Origin of the sequence: Cryobacterium fucosi (genome assembly GCF_004403515.1) — a bacterium.
GTDB classification, from domain to species: Bacteria; Actinomycetota; Actinomycetes; order Actinomycetales; family Microbacteriaceae; genus Cryobacterium; species Cryobacterium fucosi.
In genome coordinates this window covers 24,666-48,777 of record NZ_SOHH01000024.1, presented here as the reverse complement: position 1 = coordinate 48,777, position 24,112 = coordinate 24,666, and the positions used below count along the sequence as shown (strand labels likewise).

The following is a 24,112-nucleotide window of genomic DNA, read 5'->3' as shown; positions in this document are numbered from 1 at the left end:
CTCCCCGATGCTGCGCCGAAGTCTGGCGAGCCTCACCTGCGTAACTCCTGCTATTTCTGCCTGTGGCCGATCCCGGCCCCGGGATTTCGGGCGAGTCCGGTGCCGGGCGTTCGGATTGCAGGAGTTATGCATGAGACGCAGCGCTGAACCATGGGTCGGTGAGGAAGAGCGGGCGACCGGGTTGGCCGGGGTTCAGCCGGGGGTACCCGGCTAGAGCCAGCGCATCGTGAACGCGCGGGCGAGGATCGCGCTCGCCGGCGGCACCGCGAGCGCGCGCACGAGGCCGTTCCGCGCCCGGAGGCGCAGGCCGTCCGCCGGACGCCCCATCGCCATGTTGAAGCCGGCCTGCCGCGCGGCCATCCGGGCGCTGCGTCGGCGGCGACGGTCGTAGTCGGCGAGAACGGATGCCGCGGCATCCGGTTCGCGGATCGCCCGTTCCAGCGCGGGGGCGAGCTGCAGCGCGTCGAGCCAGCCGAGGTTCATCCCCTGGCCGCCGATCGGGCTGATCTGATGGGCTGCGTCTCCGACCAGCACGACCCGCCCGGCCACCAGCCGCCTGGCCAGTCGCTGCTGCACGGCGAAGGAGCTCGCGGCCGACTCCGACGGGGGCAGCTCGATGCCGGTGCGGGTGCGGACGAGGGTTGCAAGGTCACCGCTCGTCGCATCCGTCAGCAGAGCCGGGGTCATCGCCACCCACCGGCGCCGGCCGCCGGGCAGCGGGAACGACTCGACCACCCCGCCCCGCTCGAAGAACAGGACCGCCTCACCGCCGTGCTCGCCGGTGTCGGCGAAGTCGCTCATCAGGTAGGTTTCGCCGCCGGTGCGGGCGGTGCAACGGATGCCGAGCAGGTCGCGCACCAGGCTGCGGGCGCCGTCGGCCGCCACGACATAGCGCGCCTCGAGGGTCTCGCCCACATCGGGGGCGACGTCGAGTGCGACCCGGTCGCCCCGGTCGTGCACCCCGGTCACGGTCACGCCACCGCGGAACCCGCCCGGCCGGAGCTCCGCGAACCGGGCGCGCAGCACCGCCTCGGTCTCGTACTGGGGCAGCGAGATGACACGCTCATAGCGGTCGGCGGTCTCGGCGAACCTCAGCCGACCGAGGCGTCGCCCGCCGGACCGCACCTCGCCGCCGCTGATACGGACCGCGCCCTCGATGATCGTCTCCGCGACGCCGAGCTGCCGCAGCGCCCGGAGCGACGGCGGGTGGATGCCGATGGCCCGGGAACGCATCGACGGCTCACTCCGCTGCTCCAGCACCTCGACGTCGAGGCCGCGCACGGCGAGCAGCCCGGCCAGCAGGATTCCGACCGGCCCCCCACCGACGACGATGACGTCACGCATCCGCAGCCCGGGCGCCCGGCGCCCCGACCCCCGTTACTCCGGCCCCCGTTACCCCGGCCCCCGCACCCGAGGCTGCCCGCTCCCCGATCGAGATCGACCTTTCCGGTCGAGCCCGCCCGGTGTGCGGGGCGGGTTCGACCGAAGAGGTAGATCTCGGCGGGGAGGGCGACGCGGATGCCGGCGGGGACGGGGGCGGCGCCCAGCGCAGCACGAGGCGCGACGGCCGTTCCCGGCTCACCCGCCAGCCGGGAGGGACGACGGCGCGCAGCTCGGCCGCGGTGAAACTACGCCGGATCGAGGTGAGGCCGTCGTCTCGGATGAACGAGCGGCGGAAGAACGGCCAGGTGGCCAGGCCGAAGCCGAGGTAGGCGAAGCGGCTGCGTTCGATGTCGCCGTGCAGTACCCGGCCGGCGGCCAGCCGCTCAGAGTCGACGAGCAGGCCGCCGAGTTGCGCGGCGGTCAGGTGGTGCAGCACGTGGTTGGAGACGACGAAGTCGAAGCGCGCGCCCTCGCCGACCAGCTCGGAGCTCAGCGCCCGCCGGAACGTGAGCCTCGGCAACGGAGGCAGGCCGGTCGCGTAGGCGTGCGCCCGCGCATCCGGGTCGATCGCGGTCACGGCCAGTCGCAACCCGTCACGGGCAGCCCAACGAGCGAGCGAACGGGCGACGTCTCCGCCGCCCGACCCGACATCCAGGAGGGTGCGCTCCACGGTCGTGGACAGCGCCGGGCGGATCTCACGCCGGTAGATCTCGCGCCAGCCCGACACGACCGCGTTCACGAGCCGGAAGTTCGCGTAGGTGCGGTCGAGCCGCTCCCGGTCGCAATCCGGGTCGTCCATCAGCTCGACGGCGTCGCTCGCGCGCAGCCGCAGCGACGGGATGCCCACGGTCGCCTAGCCGGCGGTGACGGTCATCAGCCCGGACTCGACGGTGAGCCCCGGCCCGAACGCCATCGCGCAGACCCGCTCCCCGTCGGCCGTGGCCGGGGCGTCGAGGATGGCCTTGAGCACGAACAGAACCGTGGCGCTACTCATATTCCCGTACTGGCGCAGGGTCTCCCGGGAGGGCACGAGCTGCGCCTCGCTCAGCCCGAGCTTGGCTTCGGTCTTGTCCAAGATGCTGCGCCCGCCCGGGTGGATCGCCCAGTGCGCGATCGCCGAACTCAGGGTCGCTGCGGCGACCCCCGCCGGAGTCCCGGCAGACCTCCCGGCAGGCACGGCGGCCGGCGCCCCGATCGGCGTCGACCCCGGCCCGCCGACGGCTGCCCCCACCAGTTCACGCTCCGGCTCCGCGGCGGGCGGCGCCAGCTCGGCCATGAGCGACTCATCCCGGGCGAAGAGCGGCGCGAGGGCCGCTTCGATGTGTTCGTCGATGATGTGCGGCACATACGTGCTCAGCACCATTTCGAAGCCTTCGTCGCCGATCTTCCACGCCATGTCGCCCTCGCCGACCGGGGTGATCACGGTCTCGAACAGGTCGAGGTTCAGAGCCTTCTCCCCCCGCCGCGGAACACGGGTGCTCACGAGACCGGCCGCGGCGCCGTCGGAGAACAAGGACGACGCGACGATCGTGTCCGGGTCGTCCGAGGTGCGCAGGTGCAGCGAGCACAGCTCGGCGCTGACGACGAGCACGACCGCGTCCGGGTCGGCCTCGACGAACTGCTTCGCCGTGCGCAGGGCGGGCATCGACGCGTAACAGCCCATGAAACCGAGGTGGTAGCGCTGCGTCGCCGGGCTCAGCCCCAGTTCGCGCACGAGCATGTAGTCGGGCCCGGGGGCATAGAAGCCGGTGCACGACACGGTGACGACGTGCGTGACGTCGGCGGCCTCGATGTCTGGGCAGGCGGCGAGCGCCCGGCGCCCTGCCTCGACGAACAGTTTGGTCGCCTCGACGATGTAGAGCTCGTTGCGTACCCGGGTGCCCGGCATGAGCAGCCGCTGCGTGGCCGCGTCGAAGAACTGCGGGTCGGCGGTGTCCGAGTCGAGGGTGAGCTCGTCGATCACGGTGTGCCGACGATCGATTCCCGAGAGGTTGAAGGACGCCGTCACCAGGCGTTGGGCCAGGCGGCTCAGCCCCGGCTGGGCCGCGAACACGTCGCGCACCTGGTCCTGCACCAGGATTGTCGGGGGGACGACGGTCTGCAGCGCTCTGAGAGTGACGGGCATAGCTCCCAGTGTTACACGCACCCCCGCACCGGCACACCCCCATATACCCCCGTGATAGGCCCATAAACCGTGACAGGCCGGGAGGTTCCGCCTGGACGCATCCTGCAGGCCGCCGCGGCCCGGCGCCGCGGTGAGAGAGGGTCAGGGCAGGCGGGAGAACAGCCGGGTTGCGGTGAGCGCCACGGTGAAACCGGCCGCGATGATCGCCGACACCCCGCCGATGTACGCGATCGGCGGCCCGGGCGTCGATCCGAACGCCTGGAAGTAGGTGACCAGGAACGCCGACACGGCGACCACGAGGAACGGCACCAGGATCCTCAGCTGAATCCGGGCGCCGGCGGCCGGCGGAGCCTTCATGGTGGTCGGGTCGTCGCCGCGCCACACGGTCAGCGCGACACCGCCGGCGCACCCCCACACCGCGACGACGAGCAGGGCCGCGATCACGTCGCTCGGCCGGTGCCAGCCGTTCGCGAGGGTCGACACGCCCGCGATGAGCGCGAAGGACGTGCCCGCAAGGGCGGTCAGCCAGCGGGTCCGAGGGCTGGAGACGAGGAAGACGGCGAGGGCGGATGCGGCGGCCACGGTCGTATGCCCCGACGGGAACGAATTGCCCGCGTAGCCGTCGACCCCGAGGTCCGGCCGGGTCAGCAGCCAGCCCTTGAGCACCTGGGTGGTCAGCACCGCACCGACCGCCGAGCCGACCGCCACGATCAGAGTGCGCAGGTTGCGACGAACGGCGGTGAGGATGCCGGTGATCACCACTCCCGCGATCACGGACACCATCGGCAGCGCATCGAGCACCTGCTGGGTGAACGGGGTCACGCTGCGCCGGCCGAACTCCGCCCCGTCGAACGCGAGCTGGTCCATGGTCTGGCCGGCGAGGGTGCGCACCGAAAACAGGTAGATCACGATTAAGACCGCGATCGAGCAGAAAGCACCCACGACATAACGGAGGGGGCTGGTGGTCGACGTGGTGCGCACATTCCAGCTTCGCATGCCTGAGGGCACAACCCATCACCCGGCCCCCGGCATCCGCCCGTCGTTCGCGCACAGCGTGCGGAAAACCCCTTGACTCGGCGCTTCGGCGGCGTAGCTTGGGAGAATGTTCAACTGGCACTGGGGCCGGACACGGACCGGCCGGAAATCCGGGGGCAGGCACGGCTTCGGCCTGGGCGGCTTCACCGGACTCGAGGGCGACTTCGAGGCGGAACGTCGGCGCGCCGCCGACGCATCCAATGAGCAGATCGAGCCGTACGAGCAGGACGAGATCGACAGGCCGAGCCTGCCAGGCTCTGCCCCCGGCCTGACCCACCCCTGAGCCGCCCCTCCGCCGCGACCGCAGGCCCGTGTCCTCGAAGCGGAAAGCGGTCGGGCCCGGGGGTTTTCCTCCGGGCCCCTTCCGCGTCGTTCGCGTGGCGTACACCGGATGTTCAAGAACTACTGATCGAATATACGGAGTAGCGTCAGCGCACTCAAGGAAGAGTGCTCCGAGTACCAACGAATGGAAGCTCCGTGAACATTCGCACGGCCGAATACCCCAGTCCGGACCATTTCCTGCTTCACCTCAGTGACACGCACCTGCTCGCGCGCGGCGACCGCCTGTACGACCGGGTCGACAGTGCCGCGCATCTCGCCGGGCTGTTCGCCGAGGTCGAGGCCTCGACCGGGCGGCCGGAGGCCATCATCATCACCGGCGATCTCGCCGACAAGGGTGAGCCGGATGCCTACCGCATGCTGCGTTCCATCGTCGAGCCGGCCGCGGCCAGACTCGGCTCCCGGGTGATCTGGGTGATGGGCAATCACGACGACCGGTCGGCGTTCCGCACGACGCTTCTCGGCGAGCCGGCGTCCACCGCGCCGATCGACCACGTCGACTTCATCGGCGGACTGCGCGTGATCACCCTGGACACCTCGGTTCCCGGCCACCACTACGGCGCCGTGAGCGAGGCCCAGCTGGCCTGGCTGGGGCGGGAGCTCAGCGTGCCCGCGCCGGACGGCACCATTCTCGCCATGCACCACCCGCCCGTCCCCAGTGTTCTCGACCTGGCCGTCTCGGTCGAGCTGCGCGGCCAGGCCGCCCTCGCCCGGGTGCTCCGCGGCACAGACGTGCGCAGCATCCTCGCCGGTCACCTGCACTATTCGTCGACGGCGATGTTCGCCGGCATCCCCGTGTCGGTCGCGTCGGCCACCTGCTACACCCAGGATCTCAACGTTCCGGTCGGCGGCACCCGCGGGCAGGACGGCGCACGCACCTTCAACCTCGTGCACGTCTACGCGGACACGGTGCTGCACTCGGTGGTGCCGCTCGGCAGCTACCCCGCACTGGAGTACATCGACGCCGCCGAGACCAGCAGGCGGCTGGCCGACTCCGGCGTCGAGATCATGCCCGCGGGTACTCTGCCAGCGTTCCGTGAGCCGCCGATGACCATGCCGATCCGGGTTCTGAGCTAGTCGCCGACGAGCCGACGCTGAGCCGGCCGTTCGCCTGGCTTTCCCGCTCCCACGGCGCCACGATCGGGAAGTAGCGCTCCAGGAAGTCGGTCACGGCGGCGCGTCGCACGTCGTCGGAGATCTCGGGGAAGCTGCCGTCGTTGAGGCAGAACATGTCCTGGTCGCGGCGTTTGCGCAGCTTGTTCATCTGGCGCAGCGCCAGCTTGAGCGTGGTCTCGATGTAGAGCGACCGCGCCTTGGTCTGCTCCACCGCGCGCCCGGTCATCAGGGCGTAGTAGTGGTAGAGCGAATTCGTGACCGAGATGTCGGTCGCCGAGCGGAACCGGCTGGCCGCGGTGCGGGCGAAGTCTTCGGGGAACTCGGCCTCGAGTTCGCGCAGCACGCTCTTGCGCAGCGGTGCGGCCGTGTGCTCGAGGTGGCGCGTGGTGACCTTGCCGAACCGTTCGCGCAGCAGCGCCCGGTTGACCCTGGCCGCGTTCTCGAATCCGCTCCGGGTCGGGTCGTTGTCGCCGAGGCCGATCCGGGTGGACGCCTCGACGAACTTGGTGATGCCGCCCGGAGAGAAGAAGAGCTCAGGGCCGACCGGGCGGCCGAAGAACATGTCGTCATTGGAATAGAGGAAATGCTCGGACAGTCCGGGGATGTGGTGCAGCTGGCTTTCGACCGCGTGCGAATTGTGCGTCGGCAGCGCGCTGGTGTCGGGGAAGAAGTCCTCGCTGCGCATGATGGTGACGCGCGGATGCTCGGCCAGCCACTCCGGCGCGGGCGAATCCGTGGCGATGAAGATGCGGCGCACCCACGGCGCGAACATGTAGACGCTGCGCAGCGCGTACTTGAGTTCGTCGATCTGGCGGAACCGGGCGTCGGACTCGTCGCCCTCGCCGACGACGTAGGCCTGCATGCGCTTGGCCCGCTCGCGCTGGAAGTCGCTGGACGAACCGTCGACCCAGGAGAAGACCAGGTCGATGTCGAAGCTGATGTCACTGGCCAGGTCGTCGAACATGTGCTGCAGGGTGCGCCAGCTGCGCCCGAACAGGGCGATCGTGGTCTCGCGGGCCTCGCCGCGCGGCATCCGGGTGCGCATCAGCGAGTTCTCGACCGGCGCGACGATCTCGTCCTCACCGAAGTACCACAGCTCGAATTGGAAGGCGGTCTCCGCGCCGTAGCGGAGCCGCCCGATCGGCTCGATCCGTGGACGGTAGACCCGGAAGACGGATGACCCCCGCAGCGTCGCGAGGGCGCCGTCGGCGAGCAGCAGCGGCTGGGTCAGGTCCCCGTCGAGCGGCTTCGCGTAAAAGGGCTCATTGGCGAACGCGGCGGCGAGGATTCGGGTGAGCTGCTTGCGGCGTTTGCGGTCGACGGCGATGACCGGGCGGTCGTGGTCGCCGCGCACGAGCAGGAAGTCGATTCCGGCCAGGTCGAGCGCGCCGGCGACGGCGAGCAGGTCTTTGACCATGGATTCGCGCGGGGTGAAGTGGCCGTTGACCAGGGCGATCTCGCCCTTGCGCACGACGAGGTCATCACGGTCGAAGCGGCGGGTGCGGGCATCGACGGCACGGAGCACCAGCTCGGGCTCGTTGCTGAGCGAGAGGACCGGGATCGAGGCGGTCTCGGACACCGACCGGCTCCGGGGGGCCGCGCCGTCAAGGTTCTCGGTCGGCGTTTCGAGCATGGAGGGGCCGGTGGCGTCAGATTCGGTGCTGCGTCCGGTTGGGGCGTGCCGGTCGGCAGTGGGGCGATTGTAATCAGCCATGGTCCTCCTCTGGAATTGGGAACACTCGTCTGCCAGGTTCACCAGCGGGGAGAGTGCGTCCGGTTTTGTCGCACGACCGCACACCCGTCCTGAAACCGAGTGCGAAGCAGCCGGCGGAACGCGGTGGCGCTGCTCTCAGTGTACGTCGCGGGACGGGCCGGGAACGCGACCGGCGACGGCCCCGAAACGGGGCCGCCGCCGGTGTTCACCTCGGGCGGGACTACAGGGCGCTGATGCCGAACAGTCCGATGATCAGGGCCATCAGCAGCAGGGTGACCAGTTCGTGCGCAATGTTGAGCACGGTGAGGCCCCAGGGGCGACGGTCGAAGGCGTCGTGGGTGGCCATCCGTGCCGCCGTGAAGCCGGCCCAGAGGATGACCGAGGTCAGCAGGGTGTTGGCGAGGAAGCCTCCGCCATAGAAGTTCTGCGCGATCGCGGCTGCACCGGCCAGCACCCACGCGGTGATGAAGCTGACGATGACCGTGAGGATGAGCGGCGCCGCCGACCCGGTGCGCATGCTCTCCTCGTCATGGCCGACCGCCTTCATCCAATAGGTGCCGAAGGCCCGTCGGGAATACCAGATCGAGCCGACGACCATGCTGGAGGCGGTTGCGAGCAGCACCGCCCAGATGTTGATTTCGGGAACCATGGTGAATCCTCTCGGCCGGCTCCGTGGCTGGAGCGGTTGACGCGTGTGCTGTTGGCTCGATGCTATGGGGTCGGCGGTGTGCCGGCAGGGAGGCTCCCGGGGGAAGTCCGGGCGTGTTCGCCGGCGGGCGGACCGGCGGCGGGCGGACTGGCGGCGGGCGGGGCGGTGCGGGTGGCCTCGAGGTACTCGCCGAGAATCCGGGCGTGGTTCACGAGGGGGTCCCTGGCGCCGTAGACGAGGGTGATGGCCGTTCCGGCGCGCGCGTTCGCGGCGACCAGGCTCCGCAACCGGGCGACAGCGACGGCGGCCGTCGGGTCCACGTCGAGTTCAGCTCTGTACCTGACGGCGAATTCGTCGATCCGGTCGGGGTCGTGATTCCACCAGGTGCGCAGGCCGGGGCTGGGAGCGACGTCCTTCAGCCACTCGTCGAGGTCTGCCCGCGCCCTGGAGACGCCCCGCGGCCAGAGTCGGTCCACCAGCACCCGGCTGCCGTCGGCCGTGGACGGGGCGTCGTAGACGCGCTTGATCCGGATGGTCATGCGCCCATTGTCGTCCCGGACGGCCGCCCGGTCGAGCCCGGCGTCCCGGCTGGAAGGTCGGCCGGGTCGGTCACCGGCAGGCTGCAGACGACGTCCCGGCACACGTAGGCGGCGGCCACGCCTGCGCGGGCGGTGCGGTCTCGGAACAAGCCGAAACCGGCCTCGGCGAAGGCCTTCGCCTGGGCCTCGGTGACTGCGGCGACGAGACCGGTCGCCCGCAGACGCGCGGCGACGAGCAGCCCGCCCGGGTTCCGATCGAGGGCGGCGGGCGGCGAGACGGGCCGGACGGGACCGGTGTCTGCTGGGCCGCCGTCTGGCGAGACGACGACCAGTTGCTCGACCGGGGCCAGCAACGCCGCGCTCAGGCGCAGAGCCGCACCGAACGCAAGTGGACGGGCCAGCATGGGCCCTCCCAGCACCGCCATCGCGGACTTGGCCGCGGCCAGGTAGCGCGGTTCCGCGGTGAGCAGGTGGAGCAGCCAGGCCGCCCCTGCGATGGCCGTCAGACCAGACGGGTACGCGCCCTCCGACGGGTCGACGGCGAGGTCCAGGCCCTGCGCTGCCAGCACGGGGTCGGCGCCGTTCGGCGCCCGGAACGTAAGCGGATCCTGAGCCGGCGGCAACGTCGCGTCAACGAGGTGGCGCGCCGCGACGGCATAGCGCACCTCCCCAGTGGCCAGGGCGAGTTCGAGGAGGCCGCGTGCGAACATCCCGTAGTCCTCCAGGGTCGCCTGCGCTCCCGAGACGCGACCCGAGGTGGACGCCCGCACGAGTCGGGTGCCACCTGGTGCAGGGTCGAGCAGATGCTGGTCGAGAAGCTTGTCGGCCGCGCCCGTGGCTGCCGCCCGGAGGCTGAGGTCGTCGAAGGCGAATCCGGCCCGGGCGAGGGCCGCGATGGCGAGGCCGTTCCAGCCCGTGAGCACCTTGGCGTCGAGTGCGGGCCTGGGTTGCCGCTTCCGGGCGTCCTCATCGAGGGTGTAGTAGCCGCCTTCGACGCGCAGCCCGTCCACGGTGCTCTCTGAATCCTGCCCGCTGGCGAAGCCTGCGCCCGGCAGCGCCAGCACCGACGTGAGGAAGCGGGCGATTCCCTCGGCCACGGCGCGTGCCCACGGCTCGCCGGTGAGCTTCCACGCCTGCGTGTAGAGGTCGAGGAGCTGGGCGTTGTCGTAGAGCATCCGTTCGTAGTGCGGCTCGCTCCAGTCCCGGTTGACCGCGTAGCGGAAGAAGCCGCCCTCGATCGGGTCCCGCAGCGGAGAGGCGCCGAGCCGTTTGAGGGTGCGCAGGGCAAGTGACCTCCCCTCGGCCCGATCGCCGGCGGTGCCCTCGGCCCGGTCGCCGGCGGTCCCCTCGGCCCGGTCAGCCCTGTCGAGCAGGAAGCCGAGGACAGGCGCCACCGGGAACTTGGGGGCGTCTCCGAAGCCGCCGTGGACCGGGTCTTCCTGGGCGACCAGGGTGGCGGCGGCCGCGCCGATGGCGGTCGCGTCCGGGCGCGCTCCGATGGTCATTCCCTGCCGGGAGGCCGTGGCCAGCGCCTCGGCAACCAGGTCCGCGCTCTCGGTGACCTCCATGCGGCGGGTAGTCCAGGCATCCGTCACCGCCTCGAGCACCTGTCGGAACGACGGATGCCCCGACATCGGCTGCGGCGGGAAGTAGGTTCCGACGTAGAAGGCCCGGCCCTCCGGGGTGACGAACACGTTCAGCGGCCAGCCCAGGCCGCCGACGAACGCGCTGGCCGCGGCCAGGTAGGCGGCGTCGACGTCGGGGTGTTCCTCCCGGTCGACTTTGACGCTCACGAAGTGCTCATTGAGATAGGAGGCAAGGTCGGGGTCGCTGAAGCTCTCCCGCGCCATGACATGGCACCAGTGGCAGGTCGAATAGCCGATCGAGACGAGCACGGGAACGTCGCGCGCGCGAGCCTCCTCGAACGCCTCCGCACCCCATCCCTGCCAGTCGACCGGGTTGTCGGCGTGTGAGCGCAGGTACGGACTGATCGCATCGGCAAGTCGGTTGGGCATGCCTCCATTGTGCGCCGAGACCGCTTCCGGTGAGGCGGTCGGCACCCCGGCCACTGGATCTCCCGTTCGGGGGTGGTTAGGCTGGCACTGACAGTGGGGGGCTGCACGTGACGTTGAAGACAGTGGCCGGTCGCCTGGAAACCGCGGCCGAGACCGACCTGGGACTGGTGATCGCACTGCGCGCCGCCTACCGGGGCCGGCACGATGTGCAGGATGCGCTCTGGTGGCGGGCGCACCCGCTCAGCCGCACCCCGGGAGGCCGCCCCGATCCCCTCGTCGGCCTCGGCGCCGAGCAGGCCGCCGTGTACTCGCGCACCCGGATCGATGGACCGCTGAGCGAGGTCGCGGACCCCGACACCGGCGAGCCGGTCAGCGCCACCATCGGCGAGCACCGGCTGCGGGAGCTCACCCGGCTGCTGGCACAGGATGCCGCAGCCCTCGACCTGGTGCTGGTCAGCTTCCGGGCCTGGCCCGGTGCCGGCTACGAGAACGACGACCGGGACACCGACGTGGAGCCGAGGCGCGGGGCCCGCACGAACCGGCGCCCGGTGCGCGGCATCCTGCTCGTCGGCGCCGGAGCCACGGCGGGACTCCTCATCGGCGTGGCCACGACGCTGGCACTCCGTACCCCATAGCAGCCGAAGATCGAGACGACGATGAACATGATCAGGCGCCCGGCCTGGCCGAGCAGGTCGACCGGGTTGGGGGTGCCGAAGACGGCGCCGACGACGCACCGCTGGCGGGAATCAGCCATCGCGACCACCGCCGGCGCCGTCACGGTCACCGGCATATCGTTGGTAGCAGCTGAGGAGACTCGCCCTAGTTCACGTCGTTGGGGTGGGAGCTGACCCGGCCCGCGCGCTCCAGGGAGGAGATGGTGGCGAGCTCGGTGCGGCTGAGCTCGAAGTCGAAGACGTCGAGGTTCTCGATCATCCGCGCACGCCGGTTCGACTTGGGGAAGAGTATGTTTCCGGTTTGCAGGTGCCACCGGATCACGACCTGCGCGGGCGTCTTCCCGTGCGCCTCTGCCGCGACCGCCACGACGGGCTCCTCGAGGAGCGGGTACTTGCCCTGGCCGAGCGGCCCCCAGGCCTCGACCGCGATTCCCTGCGCCCGGGCGAACTCGGTCAGCTCGCGCTGCTGGTGCGCCGGGTGCAGTTCGATCTGGTTGACGGCCGGCACGATGTCCGTCTCGATGAGCAGGCGGTCGAGGTGCGGCACGAGAAAGTTGGAGACGCCGATCGAGCGGGCCCGGCCGGACTCGCGGATCTGCTCGAGCGCCTTCCAGCTTTCGACGTAGCGGTCTTTCGCGGGCGTCGGCCAGTGGATCAGGTAGAGGTCGACATAGTCCAGGCCGAGCTTCTCCAGACTCTCGTCGAACGCGTCGAACGCGGACTCGGTGCCCTGCCGGTCGTTCCACAGCTTGGTCGTGACGAACAGGTCGGCGCGGGAGATTCCGGATGCCGCGAGCGCGAAACCGACTCCCTCCTCATTGCCGTAGATGGCGGCGGTGTCGATGTGCCGATAGCCCACCTGCAGCGCGTCGGAGACGATGCGCTGCGTCTCCTCCGGCTCCACCTTGAACACGCCGAAACCGAGCTGCGGAATGGTGTGGCCGTCATTGAGGGTGAGGGTGGGAACAGGAGTCTTCATGGCCCCACCCTAGGGGCCGCGCCCGAACGGAGAGTGAACGCGGCAACTCCCCCGGCCACTCCGGCGACGCACCCGGCTACTCCCGAGACGCACCCCCGGCGGACGGCCACGAACCACGCAGCCGAACCTGGCACAGCTCCGGGCCCACGAAGGGGAGCAGCAGGGTGCCCTCCGGGTCGTGTCCGAGGTCCCGGACGATGCCCCGGATGAGGCCCAGGTGGACGGAGCAGATCACCTCGGGGGACGCCCGGGCGTCGGCGCGGAACGGGCAGGCCACGAGGTTGATGACGGTAGCCTCGACCGCGCCACCAGCGACAGCGACAGCATCTGAATCGCCCGCGCCTGCGTCGTCCTCCTCACCGGCCTCATCCGAAACCTCCACAACGGGGTCGAAACCCAGCCGGTCCAGGATCTGCAGGAGGGGCAGTGCGCCCTCGCCGGCGCGCCCGGCGAGCTCCCCGGCGAAGGCGTCGGCCCAGTGCTCGCCGGCCCGAATCGACCTCGCCCGCCCGCCGTCGACATCCTCAGCCAGAGCGCCGGCCAGGGCCTGGCCCAGGTCGTGCCTGGCCGAGTCCTCCCGGGCGGCCGGACCGATGCTGAAGAGGATGCGCGGCCGCCCGCGTGTGCCGGCCCGCTCCACGGAACGCCGGATCAGCCCGGCGCCCTCGAGCTGTTCGAGGTGGAACCGGGCGGTCGTGATATGCATTCCGACCCGAGTCGCCACGGCGGCCGCATCGAACGGATTGGGTGACCCCATGAGCAGTTCGAGCACCTGCCGGCGCGCGTCGGAGGCGAGGGCGGCGTGCCGTCCTCCGTGCCCAACCTCCGGGTTCATGCATTGATGCTAACATCGTGCGGTTAAAGTGGGGCACGGCGGGCGGCGCACCCGGACGTCGCACGGCTTGGAATACGATGGAAGGCTCATGATCCCCGTCGTCATCACCTTCCCGCCCGAGCTCCCGGTCAGCCAGCGCCGCGAGGATATCGCGCGCGCCATCCGGGACAACCAGGTGGTGATCGTCGCCGGAGCGACCGGCTCAGGCAAGACCACCCAGCTGCCGAAGATCTGCCTCGAACTCGGCCGCACCAGCATCGGCCACACCCAGCCGCGCCGCCTCGCCGCCCGCACCATCGCCGAGCGAATTGCGGAGGAACTGGGCCAGGAGGTCGGCCAGACCGTCGGCTACCAGGTGCGCTTCACCGACCAGGTCGGGCCGGAGACCCGGATCAAGCTGATGACCGACGGCATCCTGCTCAACGAGATGCACCGCGACCGGATGCTGCGCAAGTACGACACGATCATCATCGACGAGGCGCACGAGCGCAGCCTCAACATCGACTTCCTGCTCGGTTACCTGCGCCAGCTCCTGCCGCAGCGCCCCGACCTCAAGCTCATCATCACCTCGGCCACGATCGACCCGCAGAGCTTCGCCGAGCATTTCGCGGCCGCCGACGGCACGCCGGCCCCGATCATCGAGGTTTCCGGCCGCACCTACCCGGTCGAGATCCGCTACCGCCCGCTCGTCGCAGAGGCGATGGACGACGACGAACTGACGGATGCCGCGCCCGCCGTCGACCGCGATTACATCGAGGGCATCTCCGCCGCGCTCGACGAGCTCGACCGGGAGTCCAGCGGCGACGTGCTCGTCTTCCTCAGCGGTGAGACCGAGATCCGTGACGCGGCCGACGCCCTGCAGGGCAAGTTCGCCGCCGCCGGGCGCGGCAGCCCCACCGAGGTGCTCCCCCTCTACGGCCGGCTCTCCGCCGCCGACCAGCACAAGGTGTTCCAGCGCTCGGCCGTGGCCGGGGTGCGGCGCCGGATCGTGCTCGCGACCAACGTGGCCGAGACCAGCCTGACCGTTCCGGGCATCCGTTATGTCATTGACGCCGGGACCGCCCGGATCAGCCGGTACAGCGTGCGCTCGAAGGTGCAGCGGCTGCCGATCGAGGCGATCAGTCAGGCCTCGGCGAACCAGCGCTCCGGCCGGAGCGGGCGCACCAGCGACGGCATCGCGATCCGGCTGTATTCGGAGGAGGACTTCACCCGGCGGCCCGAGTTCACCGAGCCGGAGGTCCTGCGCACCAACCTCGCCGCCGTCATCCTGCAGATGATCTCGCTCGGCCTTGGCGACATCGCCGCGTTCCCGTTCCTGACCCCGCCCGACTCCCGCGGCATCAAGGACGGCCTCGACCTGCTCGCCGAGCTCGGCGCGGTCGCCCCGGGCACCGGCGGTGGCAAGGCGAGCGGCGGCGTCAGTACCGACAAGACCGCCAGGCTCACCCGGATCGGCCAGCAGCTCGCGAAGCTGCCGATCGACCCCCGGTTCGGCCGGATGGTGGTGGAGTCGAAGACCCAGGGCACCAGCCGCGAGGTGATGGCGATCGTCGCCGGGCTCACCATCCAGGACCCGCGCGAACGCCCGCTCGAACGCCGCGCCCAGGCCGACCAGCAACACGCCCGGTTCGCGGACCCGACCAGCGACTTCCTCGGCCTGCTCAACCTCTGGAACTACCTTGAGACCCAGCAGAAGGAGCTCGGCTCCAGCGCCTTCCGGCGCCTGTGCAAGAACGAGTTCCTCAACTACCTGCGGGTGCGCGAGTGGCAGGACGTCTACAAGCAGCTCCGGCAGATGGCGAAACCGCTCGGCCTGGCTGTGTTTGACTCCAAAGCTGGCGGAGAGGCGAGCGTGAACCCCGACGGCATCCACCGCTCCCTGCTCGCCGGGCTGCTCTCGCATCTCGGCCTCAAGGACACCGCCAAGAAGGACTACATCGGCGCTCGCCAGCAACGCTTCGTGATCTTCCCCGGTTCATCCCTGGCGAAGAAGCAGCCGAACGCCGTGATGAGCGCCGAACTGGTCGAGACCAGCCGCCTGTTCGCCCGGATGAACGCCGTCATCGACCCGGCCTGGGCCGAACCGCTCGCGGGCGACCTCTGCAAACGGAGCTTCTCGGAGCCGCACTGGGAGAAGAAGCAGGGCGCGGTCGTCGCCTACGAGCGGGTCACCCTCTACGGGGTGCCGATCGTGCCGCGCCGCCGCATCCAGTTCGCCCGAGTCGACCCCGCGTACGCCCGTGACCTGTTCATCCGGCACGCCCTGGTCGAGGGCGAGTGGGACCTCGACCGGGTCGACCAGCGGGTCACCGCGTTCGACCGGGCCAACAAGAAGCTGCGCACCGAACTGGCCGAGCTGGAGGAGCGCACCCGGCGGCGGGACATCCTGTTCGACGACGAGGCCGTGTTCGAGTTCTATCAGACGCGTATCCCGGCGGATGTCTGTTCCACCCGAACCTTCGAAACCTGGTGGCGCTCGGCCAGGGCGGCGACCCCCGACCTGCTCACGATGACGGCCGAAGCGCTCGCGCCCGAGGACGCGCCGGAAATCGACGAGGCCGTCTTCCCGCCGGTCTGGCACCAGGGCGACCAGCGGTTCAGCCTCCGCTACCGGTTCGAGCCGGGCGAGGAGGACGACGGCGTCACCGTGCAGATCCCGCTGGCGCTGCTGGCCCGGCTGTCCCCTGCCGGCTTCGACTGGCAGGTGCCCGGGCTCCGCGCCGAGCTGGTCACCGCTCTGATCAAGTCGCTGCCGAAGAGCATCCGGCGCAACGTCGTGCCGGCGGCCGACTGGGCGGCGCGCCTGCTCACCGAGCTGCCGCCCGCCCCCTCGCTGGTCGAGCCCTCGCTGGTCGAGCCCCCGGTGGTCGAGCCCGTCGAGACCAGACGCCCGGTGGTCGAGCCCGTCGAGACCAGACGCCCGGTGGTCGAGCCCGTCGAGACCAGACGCCCGGTGGTCGAGCCCGTCGAGACCAGACGCCCGGTGGTCGAGCCTGTCGAGACCCCCTTCACCGAGACCCTCGCCGCCCTGATCCAGCGGCTGACCTACGTTCCGGTCACCGCGGGCGACTTCGACCAGGACCGGGTGGCGGCGCACCTCAGGATGACGTTCCGGATCGTCGACGAACGCGGCCGCCCGCTGGCCTCGGGCAAGGATCTGCGGGAGCTGCAACGCCGCCTGGGCAGCCGGGCCCGCGAAAGCGTGGCGAAGGCATCCGCGGCCACCCCCGCCAACGCGATCGAGCGCACCGGGCTGACCACCTGGGATTTCGCGGAGCTGCCCCGCTTCATCGACACCAAGCAGGGCGACAACACGATCCGCGGCTACCCGACCCTGGTCGACGAGGGCCAGTCGGTGGCGATCCGGATGATGAGCACCGAGGCCGAGCAGGCCCGGACCCTGCCCGGCGGGGTGCGCCGCCTGCTCCTGCTGGCCACCCCCTCGCCGGTCGCCTACGTGCAGCAGCACCTCACCGGGGCCGAAAAGCTCAGCCTCGCCACCAGCCCGTACCGGTCGACCCAGGCGCTGTTCGACGACTGCCTGGCCGCGAGCGTCGACGACGTGCTGTTCCGGGTGAAGCCCGGCGGGCAGGTGTTCATGAAGGCCGAATTCGACACCATCCGGGACCGGGTCTCCGGCGTGGTCATGGACTCGATGTTCGAGGCCGTCGGCCTTCTCGCGCGCATCCTCACGGCGTCCCGGGCCGCAGACAAGGCACTCAAGGCATCCACCAGTATGGCCCTGCTTCCGGCGTTGACGGATGCCCGCGCCCAGCTGGCCGGGCTGGTCTACCCCGGCTTCGTCAGCGCCACCGGCCTCGCCCAGCTCCGGCACCTGCCGCGCTACCTCGGCGGGATCAGCTCACGGATCGTGAAGCTCGGCGACAACCCGAGCCGCGACCGGGTCTGGATGAACGAGAGCCAGGCTGCGACCACGCGGTACACGGATGCCGGCGGCCGGATCCCCCTGGCCCCCGACTCCCCGGCGAACCTGGTGCGCGCCCGCTGGATGATCGAGGAACTGCGGATCAGCCTCTTCGCCCAGGAGCTGAAGGCCGCGGAGTCCGTCTCCCTGCAGCGCATCCACAAGGTGCTCACGAGCTGACCTTCTCCCGGCCGCTCGCCCGTCCCTCCTTTCGCACCTCGCCGAGCTCACCTCGCCGAGCTCACCTCGCCGAGCGCACCTCGCCGAGCTCACCTCGCCGAGATCGACCTTTTCGGTCGAACCCGTCACGTGCGCGAGTCGGTCTCGACCGAAAAGATAGAACTCGACGAGATCTAGTCGGACGAGATCGCCAGGCATCCGCTGACCGGATCTACCGGCTACAGCACCTTGGAGAGGAACGCCTGGGTGCGCCGGTGCTGCGGATTGGTCAGCACCTCGTCGGGGTCGCCGGCCTCGACGACCACCCCGCCGTCCATGAAGACGAGCGAATCGGCCACCTCCTTGGCGAATCCCATCTCGTGGGTGACCACGATCATGGTCATGCCCGACTTGGCCAGGCCCTTCATCACGTCGAGCACCTCGCCGACGAGCTCGGGGTCGAGAGCGCTGGTCGGCTCGTCGAAGAGCATCAGTTTGGGCTCCATCGCGAGTGCCCTGGCGATGGCGACCCGCTGCTGCTGGCCGCCGGATAGGTGCGCCGGGTAGTAGTCGGCGCGTTCGGCCAGTCCCACCCGGGCGAGCAGGTCGCGCGCGGTCTGCTCGACTTGGGCCTTGGGCAGTCCCTTCACCCGGATCGGCGCCTCCATCACGTTCTGCAGCGCCGTCATGTGCGGGAAGAGGTTGAAACGCTGGAAGACCATGCCGATGTCGCGGCGCTGCTTGGCCGCTTCCTTCGGCGCCATCTCATAGAGCTTGCCGTGGGACTCGCGGTAGCCGATCAGTTCACCGTCGACGCTCAACCGACCCGCGGAGAGCACCTCGAGGTGGTTGATGCAGCGCAGGAAGGTGGACTTGCCCGACCCGCTCGGGCCGACCAGGCACATCACCTCCCCGCGCTTTACCTCGAGGGAGATGCTCTTGAGCACCTCGTTCGAGCCGAAGCTCTTCGAGACCTGCTCGGCCAGCACCATCGGCACCTCCGGGCGGGATTGCGCCATCGGCACGTTCATGGCGCTCATCGCGTACCTCCAGGTGCGTTTTTCGGTGGAACGATCACTGCGGGCGGGTCGGAACCGACGACGGGCATCACGCCCGTGAATGCGCCAGTGGCCGTGCCTGGGTCCTTCTTCTCCGTCTGGCGGTCGCCGACCCCGCGCGCGAACCTCTTCTCGAGGAAGTACTGACCCACCATCAGGATCGAGGTGAAGAGCAGATACCACAGTGACGCAACGATGAGCAGCGGGATCGGATTGAATGTTTCGGCGGAAATGTCTCTGGACCGGGTGAACAGCTCCGTACTGAGCGGCACCGCGGTGACCAGCGACGTGGTCTTCAGCATGCTGATGACCTCGTTCCCGGTCGGCGGGATGATCACCCGCATCGACTGCGGCAGGATGACCCTGGTCATCGTCTGCGCCCAGCTCATGCCGAGTGCGGTGGCCGCTTCCTCCTGGCCGCGGTCCACCGCGAGCAGTCCGGCGCGCACGATCTCCGCCATGTAGGCGGCCTCGTTGAGTGACAGGCCGATCACGGCGATGGTGAACAGGCTCAGCAGGTCACCCGTCTGAAACGACAGCCACGGCTCGGTGAACGGGATTCCGATGTCGATCCTCGAGTAGATCAGCGAGATCAGACCCCAGATCGTCAGCTGCACGTAGACCGGTGTGCCGCGGAAGACCCAGAGATAGAACCAGGCCACGCTCTTCACCACGGGGTTCGGCGAGAGCCGCATCACGGCCAGGATCACACCGAGGACGATTGCGATCACCATTGAATAGACCGTCAGCGCGATCGTGACGACGGCGGCCTGCGAGATCCGCCGGTCGAAGAGGTACTTGCCCACCGACGGCCAGTCGTAGGCCGGGCGGAAGGCCGCATCGATCATCAAGAGCGCGAAGACCACGACGATCAGGACCGCGAAGACCATGCGCCACGGATGCCGCAACCTGATCGCCTTGATCGGCACGGAGGCCGGTTCGGGCGCCGGCGGGGTTGCCCCCGCCGACGCGCCGGTGCGTTCTGTGGTGCTCACGGGCTAACCGTTCGCGGCTGCGTTGATCGTGATCGTGTCGATGCCGCCGTCGGCCACACCCCACTTGTCAAGGATCTTGCCGTACGAACCGTCGTCGACCATCGACTGGAGGGCGGCCTGCACTGCCTTGGTGAGGTCGGAGTTCTTCTTGACCACGATGCCGTACGGCGCCACGTCGAAGGTCTTGCCCGCGAGCTGCAGCTTGCCCTTGGTCTGCTCGATCGCGTAGAGGGTGACAGGCGAGTCGGCACTGAGGGCGTCGGCCTGGCCGAGCACGACCGCGTTGGTGGCGGCATCCTGCGTGTCGAACTTGAGCTTGTCGATCGGCGGCTTGCCGGCGGCGACGCAGGCGTCGCTCTTGGCCGGGACCTCGTCGGTGTCCTCGAAGGTGGTGGCCTGCACGGCGACCTTCAGACCGCAGGCGTTGTCGGGGTCGACCTCCTTGCCCTTGGCGGAGGCCCACTGGATGCCGGCCGTGTAGTAGTTGACGAAGTCGACCTGCTTCTCCCGCTCGACGGTGTCGGTGAACGACGACTCTCCGATGTCGGCCTTGCCGCCGGTGACGCTCGGGATGATGTTGTCGAACTTGGCGACCTGGAACTCCGCCTTCAGGCCGAGCTTGCCCGCAACGGCGCTGGCGATCTCGATGCCCCAGCCGATCGGCGCGCCGGCCTCGTCCTTGAACTCGTTGGGGGCGTAGGTCGGGTCGGTGCCGACGACGAGCTTGCCCTTCTTGGCGATGTCGGCGGGAAGCAGTGCCGCGGCCTTGTCGTCCTTCGTCACGCTGGCGGAGCTCGAGCCGCCGGTGGCCGGGGTGGAGTTGTTCACGCAGCCGGTGAGCGTCAGGGCGGCCACGGCGGCCAGGGCGGGGAGGAGGTATTTGGGGCGCATTGCGAGGCCTTCTTCATGGTTGTCGGATGTTGCGGGTTCGTCATTGAGGTCCGTGAGCGGTTTGCGACAAATGCGAGCATATAACACCTCGATGACGCGGATTCCGTGCGCAGATAACGTTTTGAACCGGCTATCCCGAGCGTCGGACCTACCCTGGACCAGTATGGCCGCCGTGTGTTTCGCGCGGATTTCGCAGCGACCGGGTCGATCCAGGGCGACCGTTCGAGATGGAGTTTTTCGCGACTCGCCGCGGCGCGTGGCCGCTCTCGCGGCGTGTCGGCAGAATCTCCGTTCCGACCGTGACGCCCCATGCCTGAGCGGGCTGCCGCGGATCGCCTATCCCGTCGTCGGCGGCGCCTCACCGGTCTCGACCGGGCGATCCGGCAGGTTGGACCACTGCGACCACGAGCCCGGGTAGAGGTAGGGCACGAATCCGGCGATTGCCAGCGCCGCGGCCTCGTGCGCGGCGGTGACGCCCGACCCGCAGTAGACGCCGACCGGCCGCATCGCGGTCACGCCCAGCGCCTCGAACCGCTCGCGCAGCTCCTCGGCCGGCCGGAATCGCCCGTCGGCCCTGAGGTTGTCGCTGGTCGGGGCGCTGATCGCCCCGGGGATGTGACCCGCCCGCGGGTCGATCGGTTCCGTCTCGCCGCGGTAGCGGGCCCCGGCGCGAGCGTCGAGGAGGATGCCGGTGCGGGCGATCGCGGCGGCGGTGTCCGCGTCGATGGTCGCGAGCGCGCCGTAGGCCAGGTGCACCGTGCCGGCCACGGGCCGCGCCTCGTCGCCCCCGGCCAGGGGAAGGCCCGCCGAGCGCCACGCGGCCAGCGCGCCGTCGAGCAGCAGCACGTCGCCCATCCCCGCGTGCCGCAGCAGCCACCACGCCCTCGCCGCCGACTGGGAGCCGAGGTCGTCGTAGACCACGACGGTGTCGCCGTCGTGGAGTCCCCACCGCCTGGCCGCGGCCTGCAGATCGGCGACGACCGGCAGCGGATGCCGTCCCTCCTCCGGGGCGCCATGCCCCGCGAGCTCGGTGTCGAGGTCGACATAGACTGCGCCGGGGATGTGACCGGCGCGATACTCGCCGAGACCGGGCGGGCCTCCCAGTCTCCAACGCACGTCGAGCACGCGGATATCGTCCCGCCCATCCAGTCGGCGGGACAGGTCATCGGCCGAAATCAGAGTGTGCACGAATCAACGCTAGTCCGTGTGCACCGTAAGGGGGCCGGCGCGCCCGCGGCCATAGACTTGAGTAATTGTGAGCAGCTACTGGACCCTTCTGAAGACCCCGGGCGTTGCTCGCGTCATCGCCGCACAGCTCACCGCCAGGTTCCCGTTCGGGATGCTCTCGCTGGCGTTCCTGATCCACATCGAGCGGGTCTACGACTCCTACGGCGCTGCGGGCCTCGTGCTCGGCGCCATGAGCATCGGCCAGGCCGTCGCCGGACCGCTCACCAGCCGGCTGATGGGCCGCTGGGGCATGCGCCCCGTCATCGTGTCGACCCTGATCGTCTGCGCGACCTCGATCATCGTGATGGCCCTAGTCCCGCTGCCGATCCCCGGCCTGATGGCGATCGGCCTCGTCGCGGGCCTGTCGACGCCCCCGATCCAGCCGGCCGTGCGCACCATCTACCCGAAGATCGTCAACTCCCGCCAGCTCACCCCGTTGTTCTCCCTGGATGCATCGGCCCAGGAGATCATCTGGGTGCTCGGCCCGGTGATCGCCATCTTCGTGGCCATCCAGGTCAGCTCGGTCGCCGGCATCCTGCTCGCCGCCGCGTTCCTGATCGGCGGCGGGATCTGGTTCGTGGCCCTGCCAGAGGTCGGACGGGTGCGCATCCCCCGCAGCCGACGAAAGCTCGGCGCCGTGCTCAAACGCCCGCCGGTGATGCTCAGCACCATCGTCGGCTTCATGCTCGTGGCCGCCTGCGCCGCGGTCGAGGCGGGCGTCGTCGCCGCGTTCGGCCACGGCAGCTCCGACTCCGGCTGGGTGCTCGGCATCTTCGCGGCCGGGTCGCTCGTCGGCGGGCTCGCCCTCGGGCACGCGCCGATCGGGCCGTGGGCGCTCGCCGGACGGATGCTCATCGTCACCGTCGGCCTCGGCCTCGCCACCCTCGGCCTCAACTTCTGGTGGCTCGCCGGCACCCTCCTGCTCGCCGGCATCGGCATCGCCCCCGCGTTCGCCGTGCTCTTCGGCATCGTCTCCGCGAGCGTCAAGTTCAGCGACACCGCCGAGGCCTACGGCTGGGTCGGCACCGGCCAGCTGATGGGCGCCGCGATGGGCTCGGCCATCGCCGGTTTCATGATCGACCACAGCGGGGCGGGCGCGGCGATCCTGGTCGCGGCGGGCTTCGCGGCGCTCGGAACCCTGATCCCCGCGATCGGACGCCGCTGGCACCCTGACCTGCGCGGTCGGGACGCGAGCCCGATCCCCGACACCGCCCCGATCCAGGTCCAGGTCTCCTAACCCGTTCGGCGCGGCAGACGGACGGCGGTTTAATGGAGGGATGACCCTCTCACCCTTGCTTCGGCTCAACGACGGACACAGCATCCCGCAGCTCGGCCTGGGTGTGTACAAGGTTCCGGATGCCACGGCCGCCGACACGGTGCAGGTCGCCCTCGAGGCGGGCTACCGTCACATCGACACGGCCGCGCTCTACGAGAACGAGACGGGTGTCGGCCAGGGCATCGCCCGGTCCGGGCTGCCCCGGGACGAGGTGTTCGTGACCACGAAGGTGTGGAACGACCGCCACGGCTACGACGAGACGCTGCGCGCCTTCGACGAGAGCCTCGGCAAGCTCGGCCTCGACTACGTCGACCTGTACCTGATCCACTGGCCGGCACCGCGGCAGGACCGGTACGTGGAGACGTGGCGCGCCCTCGAGCACCTGCGCGCCGGGGGGCGGGCTCGCTCGATCGGGGTGTCCAACTTCCACACCCACCACCTGGACCGCCTGCTCGCCGAGGGCGCCCTGGCGCCGGCGATCAACCAGGTCGAGCTTCACCCCTGGCTGGCGCAGTCGGCGGTGCGCGAGTACGACACGGCCCATGGCATCCTGACCGAGGCCTGGTCGCCGCTGGCCCGCGGCCGTGCGATCGGGAACCCGGCCCTGGACCGAATCGGGGCGCGGCACGGCAAGTCGGCCGCCCAGGTGGCCATCCGCTGGCACCTCCAGCTCGGCAACGTCGTCATCCCGAAGTCGGTGACACCGGTGCGCATTCGCGAGAACCTGGACGTGTTCGATTTCGCCCTCGACGCGGGCGATCTGGCCGCGATCGGCGCCCTCGACTCCGCCGAGCGCACCGGAAAGGACCCGGACGACCTGGACTGACGACGGGATTGCCGGGGCGCCCCGTGATTGAGCCCGCCCCGGTGATTGAGCCCGCCCCGGTGATTGAGCCCGCCCCGGTGATTGAGCCCGCCCCGGTGATTGAGCCCGCCCCGGTGATTGAGCCCGCCCCGGTGATTGAGCCTGCCGAAATCATGCCACCGGGTCTCGACAAGCTCGACCACCGAGGCACGCTCGACCACCGGGTCTCGACAAGCTCGACCACCGAGGCACGCTCGACCACCGGGTCTCGACACGCTCGACCACCGGGGCACGCTCGACCACCGGGTCTCGACAAGCTCGACCACCGGGGCACGCTCGACCACCGCGGCCGCGAACGCGACCAGTGACGGGC

The 24,112-nt window shown here is 70.0% G+C and carries 21 protein-coding genes; 7 read left to right on the top strand and 14 right to left on the bottom strand.

The features are described from left to right. Window positions 1-210: 210 nt before the first annotated feature. From E3T48_RS02065 to E3T48_RS02050, 4 genes are all read right to left on the bottom strand, one after another. Entirely contained in the window at window positions 211-1,344 is a 1,134-nt protein-coding gene (locus tag E3T48_RS02065; RefSeq protein WP_134522219.1) for an FAD-dependent oxidoreductase, read from the bottom strand. Next, the gene (locus E3T48_RS02060) at window positions 1,337-2,230 is read right to left on the bottom strand and encodes a class I SAM-dependent methyltransferase (protein WP_134522218.1); all 894 of its coding nucleotides are present in this window, start codon (window positions 2,228-2,230) and stop codon (window positions 1,337-1,339) included. Before E3T48_RS02060 ends, E3T48_RS02065 begins: the two co-directional genes overlap by 8 nt. A 6-nt stretch (window positions 2,231-2,236) precedes the next feature. Then, window positions 2,237-3,508 (bottom strand): type III polyketide synthase, encoded by a 1,272-nt coding sequence (locus E3T48_RS02055; protein WP_241986539.1) that lies wholly within the window; start codon window positions 3,506-3,508, stop codon window positions 2,237-2,239. Window positions 3,509-3,649: 141 nt separating this feature from the next. Beyond that, window positions 3,650-4,504, bottom strand: a complete 855-nt coding sequence (locus tag E3T48_RS02050; protein ID WP_134522217.1) for a phosphatase PAP2 family protein — start codon at window positions 4,502-4,504, stop codon at window positions 3,650-3,652. A 106-nt stretch (window positions 4,505-4,610) separates the two neighbouring features. Between E3T48_RS02050 and E3T48_RS02045 the strand changes: the two genes are divergently transcribed. Both E3T48_RS02045 and E3T48_RS02040 read left to right on the top strand, forming a co-directional pair. Next, the gene (locus tag E3T48_RS02045) at window positions 4,611-4,826 is read left to right on the top strand and encodes a hypothetical protein (protein WP_134522216.1); all 216 of its coding nucleotides are present in this window, start codon (window positions 4,611-4,613) and stop codon (window positions 4,824-4,826) included. 194 nt (window positions 4,827-5,020) lie between these two features. Further along, window positions 5,021-5,959, top strand: a complete 939-nt coding sequence (locus E3T48_RS02040; RefSeq protein WP_174844120.1) for a phosphodiesterase — start codon at window positions 5,021-5,023, stop codon at window positions 5,957-5,959. On the opposite strand, the gene E3T48_RS02035 is transcribed toward E3T48_RS02040, so the two are convergent. From E3T48_RS02035 to E3T48_RS02020, 4 genes are all read right to left on the bottom strand, one after another. Next, the gene (locus E3T48_RS02035; protein WP_241986537.1) at window positions 5,889-7,712 is read right to left on the bottom strand and encodes a stealth family protein; all 1,824 of its coding nucleotides are present in this window, start codon (window positions 7,710-7,712) and stop codon (window positions 5,889-5,891) included. The genes E3T48_RS02040 and E3T48_RS02035 overlap by 71 nt on opposite strands. A 220-nt stretch (window positions 7,713-7,932) precedes the next feature. Continuing rightward, complete coding sequence (locus E3T48_RS02030; RefSeq protein ID WP_134522215.1) at window positions 7,933-8,361, bottom strand: DUF1761 domain-containing protein; 429 nt, start codon at window positions 8,359-8,361, stop codon at window positions 7,933-7,935. A gap of 62 nt (window positions 8,362-8,423) precedes the next feature. Continuing rightward, the gene (locus tag E3T48_RS02025) at window positions 8,424-8,900 is read right to left on the bottom strand and encodes a DUF488 domain-containing protein (RefSeq protein ID WP_134522214.1); all 477 of its coding nucleotides are present in this window, start codon (window positions 8,898-8,900) and stop codon (window positions 8,424-8,426) included. Then, entirely contained in the window at window positions 8,897-10,915 is a 2,019-nt protein-coding gene (locus tag E3T48_RS02020; RefSeq protein ID WP_134522213.1) for a thioredoxin domain-containing protein, read from the bottom strand. Before E3T48_RS02020 ends, E3T48_RS02025 begins: the two co-directional genes overlap by 4 nt. A 107-nt stretch (window positions 10,916-11,022) precedes the next feature. On the opposite strand from E3T48_RS02020, the gene E3T48_RS02015 reads away from it, so the two are divergent. Further along, on the top strand, window positions 11,023-11,550 hold the full coding sequence (locus E3T48_RS02015; protein ID WP_134522212.1) for a hypothetical protein: 528 nt from the start codon (window positions 11,023-11,025) through the stop codon (window positions 11,548-11,550). 184 nt (window positions 11,551-11,734) lie between these two features. Here the strand turns inward: E3T48_RS02015 and E3T48_RS02005 are convergent, their stop codons facing one another. Together E3T48_RS02005 and E3T48_RS02000 are read right to left on the bottom strand one after the other, a co-directional pair. After that, a complete protein-coding gene (locus tag E3T48_RS02005) occupies window positions 11,735-12,568 on the bottom strand; it encodes an aldo/keto reductase (RefSeq protein WP_134522211.1) in 834 nt (277 codons plus the stop codon). A 76-nt stretch (window positions 12,569-12,644) separates the two neighbouring features. After that, window positions 12,645-13,403: a helix-turn-helix transcriptional regulator gene (locus tag E3T48_RS02000; protein WP_134522210.1), complete on the bottom strand. Its 759-nt coding sequence runs from the start codon at window positions 13,401-13,403 to the stop codon at window positions 12,645-12,647. An 88-nt stretch (window positions 13,404-13,491) separates the two neighbouring features. On the opposite strand from E3T48_RS02000, the gene hrpA reads away from it, so the two are divergent. Further along, window positions 13,492-17,508: an ATP-dependent RNA helicase HrpA gene (gene hrpA / locus E3T48_RS01995; protein ID WP_134522209.1), complete on the top strand. Its 4,017-nt coding sequence runs from the start codon at window positions 13,492-13,494 to the stop codon at window positions 17,506-17,508. A 218-nt stretch (window positions 17,509-17,726) separates the two neighbouring features. On the opposite strand, the gene E3T48_RS01990 is transcribed toward hrpA, so the two are convergent. From E3T48_RS01990 to E3T48_RS01975, 4 genes are all read right to left on the bottom strand, one after another. Further along, complete coding sequence (locus E3T48_RS01990; protein ID WP_277613511.1) at window positions 17,727-18,527, bottom strand: amino acid ABC transporter ATP-binding protein; 801 nt, start codon at window positions 18,525-18,527, stop codon at window positions 17,727-17,729. Then, on the bottom strand, window positions 18,524-19,540 hold the full coding sequence (locus tag E3T48_RS01985; protein ID WP_420898339.1) for an amino acid ABC transporter permease: 1,017 nt from the start codon (window positions 19,538-19,540) through the stop codon (window positions 18,524-18,526). The genes E3T48_RS01990 and E3T48_RS01985 overlap by 4 nt, the downstream gene beginning before the upstream one ends. 3 nt (window positions 19,541-19,543) lie before the next feature. Beyond that, window positions 19,544-20,431, bottom strand: coding sequence for an ABC transporter substrate-binding protein (locus E3T48_RS01980; RefSeq protein WP_134522208.1), 888 nt, complete (start codon window positions 20,429-20,431; stop codon window positions 19,544-19,546). Between the two features lie 336 nt (window positions 20,432-20,767). Continuing rightward, entirely contained in the window at window positions 20,768-21,619 is an 852-nt protein-coding gene (locus tag E3T48_RS01975) for a sulfurtransferase (RefSeq protein ID WP_134522207.1), read from the bottom strand. A gap of 67 nt (window positions 21,620-21,686) precedes the next feature. Here E3T48_RS01975 and E3T48_RS01970 point away from each other — a divergent pair, with 67 nt between their 5' ends. The 3 genes from E3T48_RS01970 (at window position 21,687) to E3T48_RS01960 (ending at window position 24,107) form a co-directional block, all read left to right on the top strand. After that, window positions 21,687-22,895 carry an MFS transporter gene (locus E3T48_RS01970; RefSeq protein ID WP_134522206.1) on the top strand — a complete coding sequence of 403 codons (1,209 nt, stop codon included), beginning with the start codon at window positions 21,687-21,689 and terminating at the stop codon, window positions 22,893-22,895. Between the two features lie 40 nt (window positions 22,896-22,935). After that, window positions 22,936-23,760, top strand: coding sequence for an aldo/keto reductase (locus E3T48_RS01965; protein WP_134522205.1), 825 nt, complete (start codon window positions 22,936-22,938; stop codon window positions 23,758-23,760). A gap of 152 nt (window positions 23,761-23,912) precedes the next feature. Then, window positions 23,913-24,107: a hypothetical protein gene (locus E3T48_RS01960; RefSeq protein WP_134522204.1), complete on the top strand. Its 195-nt coding sequence runs from the start codon at window positions 23,913-23,915 to the stop codon at window positions 24,105-24,107. The last annotated feature ends 5 nt before the right edge of the window (window positions 24,108-24,112 follow it).

What these genes read in the sequence shown, in the direction of transcription:
- E3T48_RS02065 (WP_134522219.1), bottom strand. Translation starts at nt 1,344, where the DNA reads ATGCGTGACGTCATCGTCGTCGGTGGGGGGCCGGTCGGAATCCTGCTG.
- E3T48_RS02055 (WP_241986539.1), bottom strand. Translation starts at nt 3,508, where the DNA reads ATGCCCGTCACTCTCAGAGCGCTGCAGACCGTCGTCCCCCCGACAATC.
- E3T48_RS02050 (WP_134522217.1), bottom strand. Translation starts at nt 4,504, where the DNA reads ATGCGAAGCTGGAATGTGCGCACCACGTCGACCACCAGCCCCCTCCGT.
- E3T48_RS02045 (WP_134522216.1), top strand. Translation starts at nt 4,611, where the DNA reads ATGTTCAACTGGCACTGGGGCCGGACACGGACCGGCCGGAAATCCGGG.
- E3T48_RS02035 (WP_241986537.1), bottom strand. Translation starts at nt 7,712, where the DNA reads ATGGCTGATTACAATCGCCCCACTGCCGACCGGCACGCCCCAACCGGA.
- E3T48_RS02030 (WP_134522215.1), bottom strand. Translation starts at nt 8,361, where the DNA reads ATGGTTCCCGAAATCAACATCTGGGCGGTGCTGCTCGCAACCGCCTCC.
- E3T48_RS02025 (WP_134522214.1), bottom strand. Translation starts at nt 8,900, where the DNA reads ATGACCATCCGGATCAAGCGCGTCTACGACGCCCCGTCCACGGCCGAC.
- E3T48_RS02020 (WP_134522213.1), bottom strand. Translation starts at nt 10,915, where the DNA reads ATGCCCAACCGACTTGCCGATGCGATCAGTCCGTACCTGCGCTCACAC.
- E3T48_RS02005 (WP_134522211.1), bottom strand. Translation starts at nt 12,568, where the DNA reads ATGAAGACTCCTGTTCCCACCCTCACCCTCAATGACGGCCACACCATT.
- E3T48_RS02000 (WP_134522210.1), bottom strand. Translation starts at nt 13,403, where the DNA reads ATGAACCCGGAGGTTGGGCACGGAGGACGGCACGCCGCCCTCGCCTCC.
- hrpA (WP_134522209.1), top strand. Translation starts at nt 13,492, where the DNA reads ATGATCCCCGTCGTCATCACCTTCCCGCCCGAGCTCCCGGTCAGCCAG.
- E3T48_RS01990 (WP_277613511.1), bottom strand. Translation starts at nt 18,527, where the DNA reads ATGAGCGCCATGAACGTGCCGATGGCGCAATCCCGCCCGGAGGTGCCG.
- E3T48_RS01980 (WP_134522208.1), bottom strand. Translation starts at nt 20,431, where the DNA reads ATGCGCCCCAAATACCTCCTCCCCGCCCTGGCCGCCGTGGCCGCCCTG.
- E3T48_RS01965 (WP_134522205.1), top strand. Translation starts at nt 22,936, where the DNA reads ATGACCCTCTCACCCTTGCTTCGGCTCAACGACGGACACAGCATCCCG.
- E3T48_RS01960 (WP_134522204.1), top strand. Translation starts at nt 23,913, where the DNA reads ATGCCACCGGGTCTCGACAAGCTCGACCACCGAGGCACGCTCGACCAC.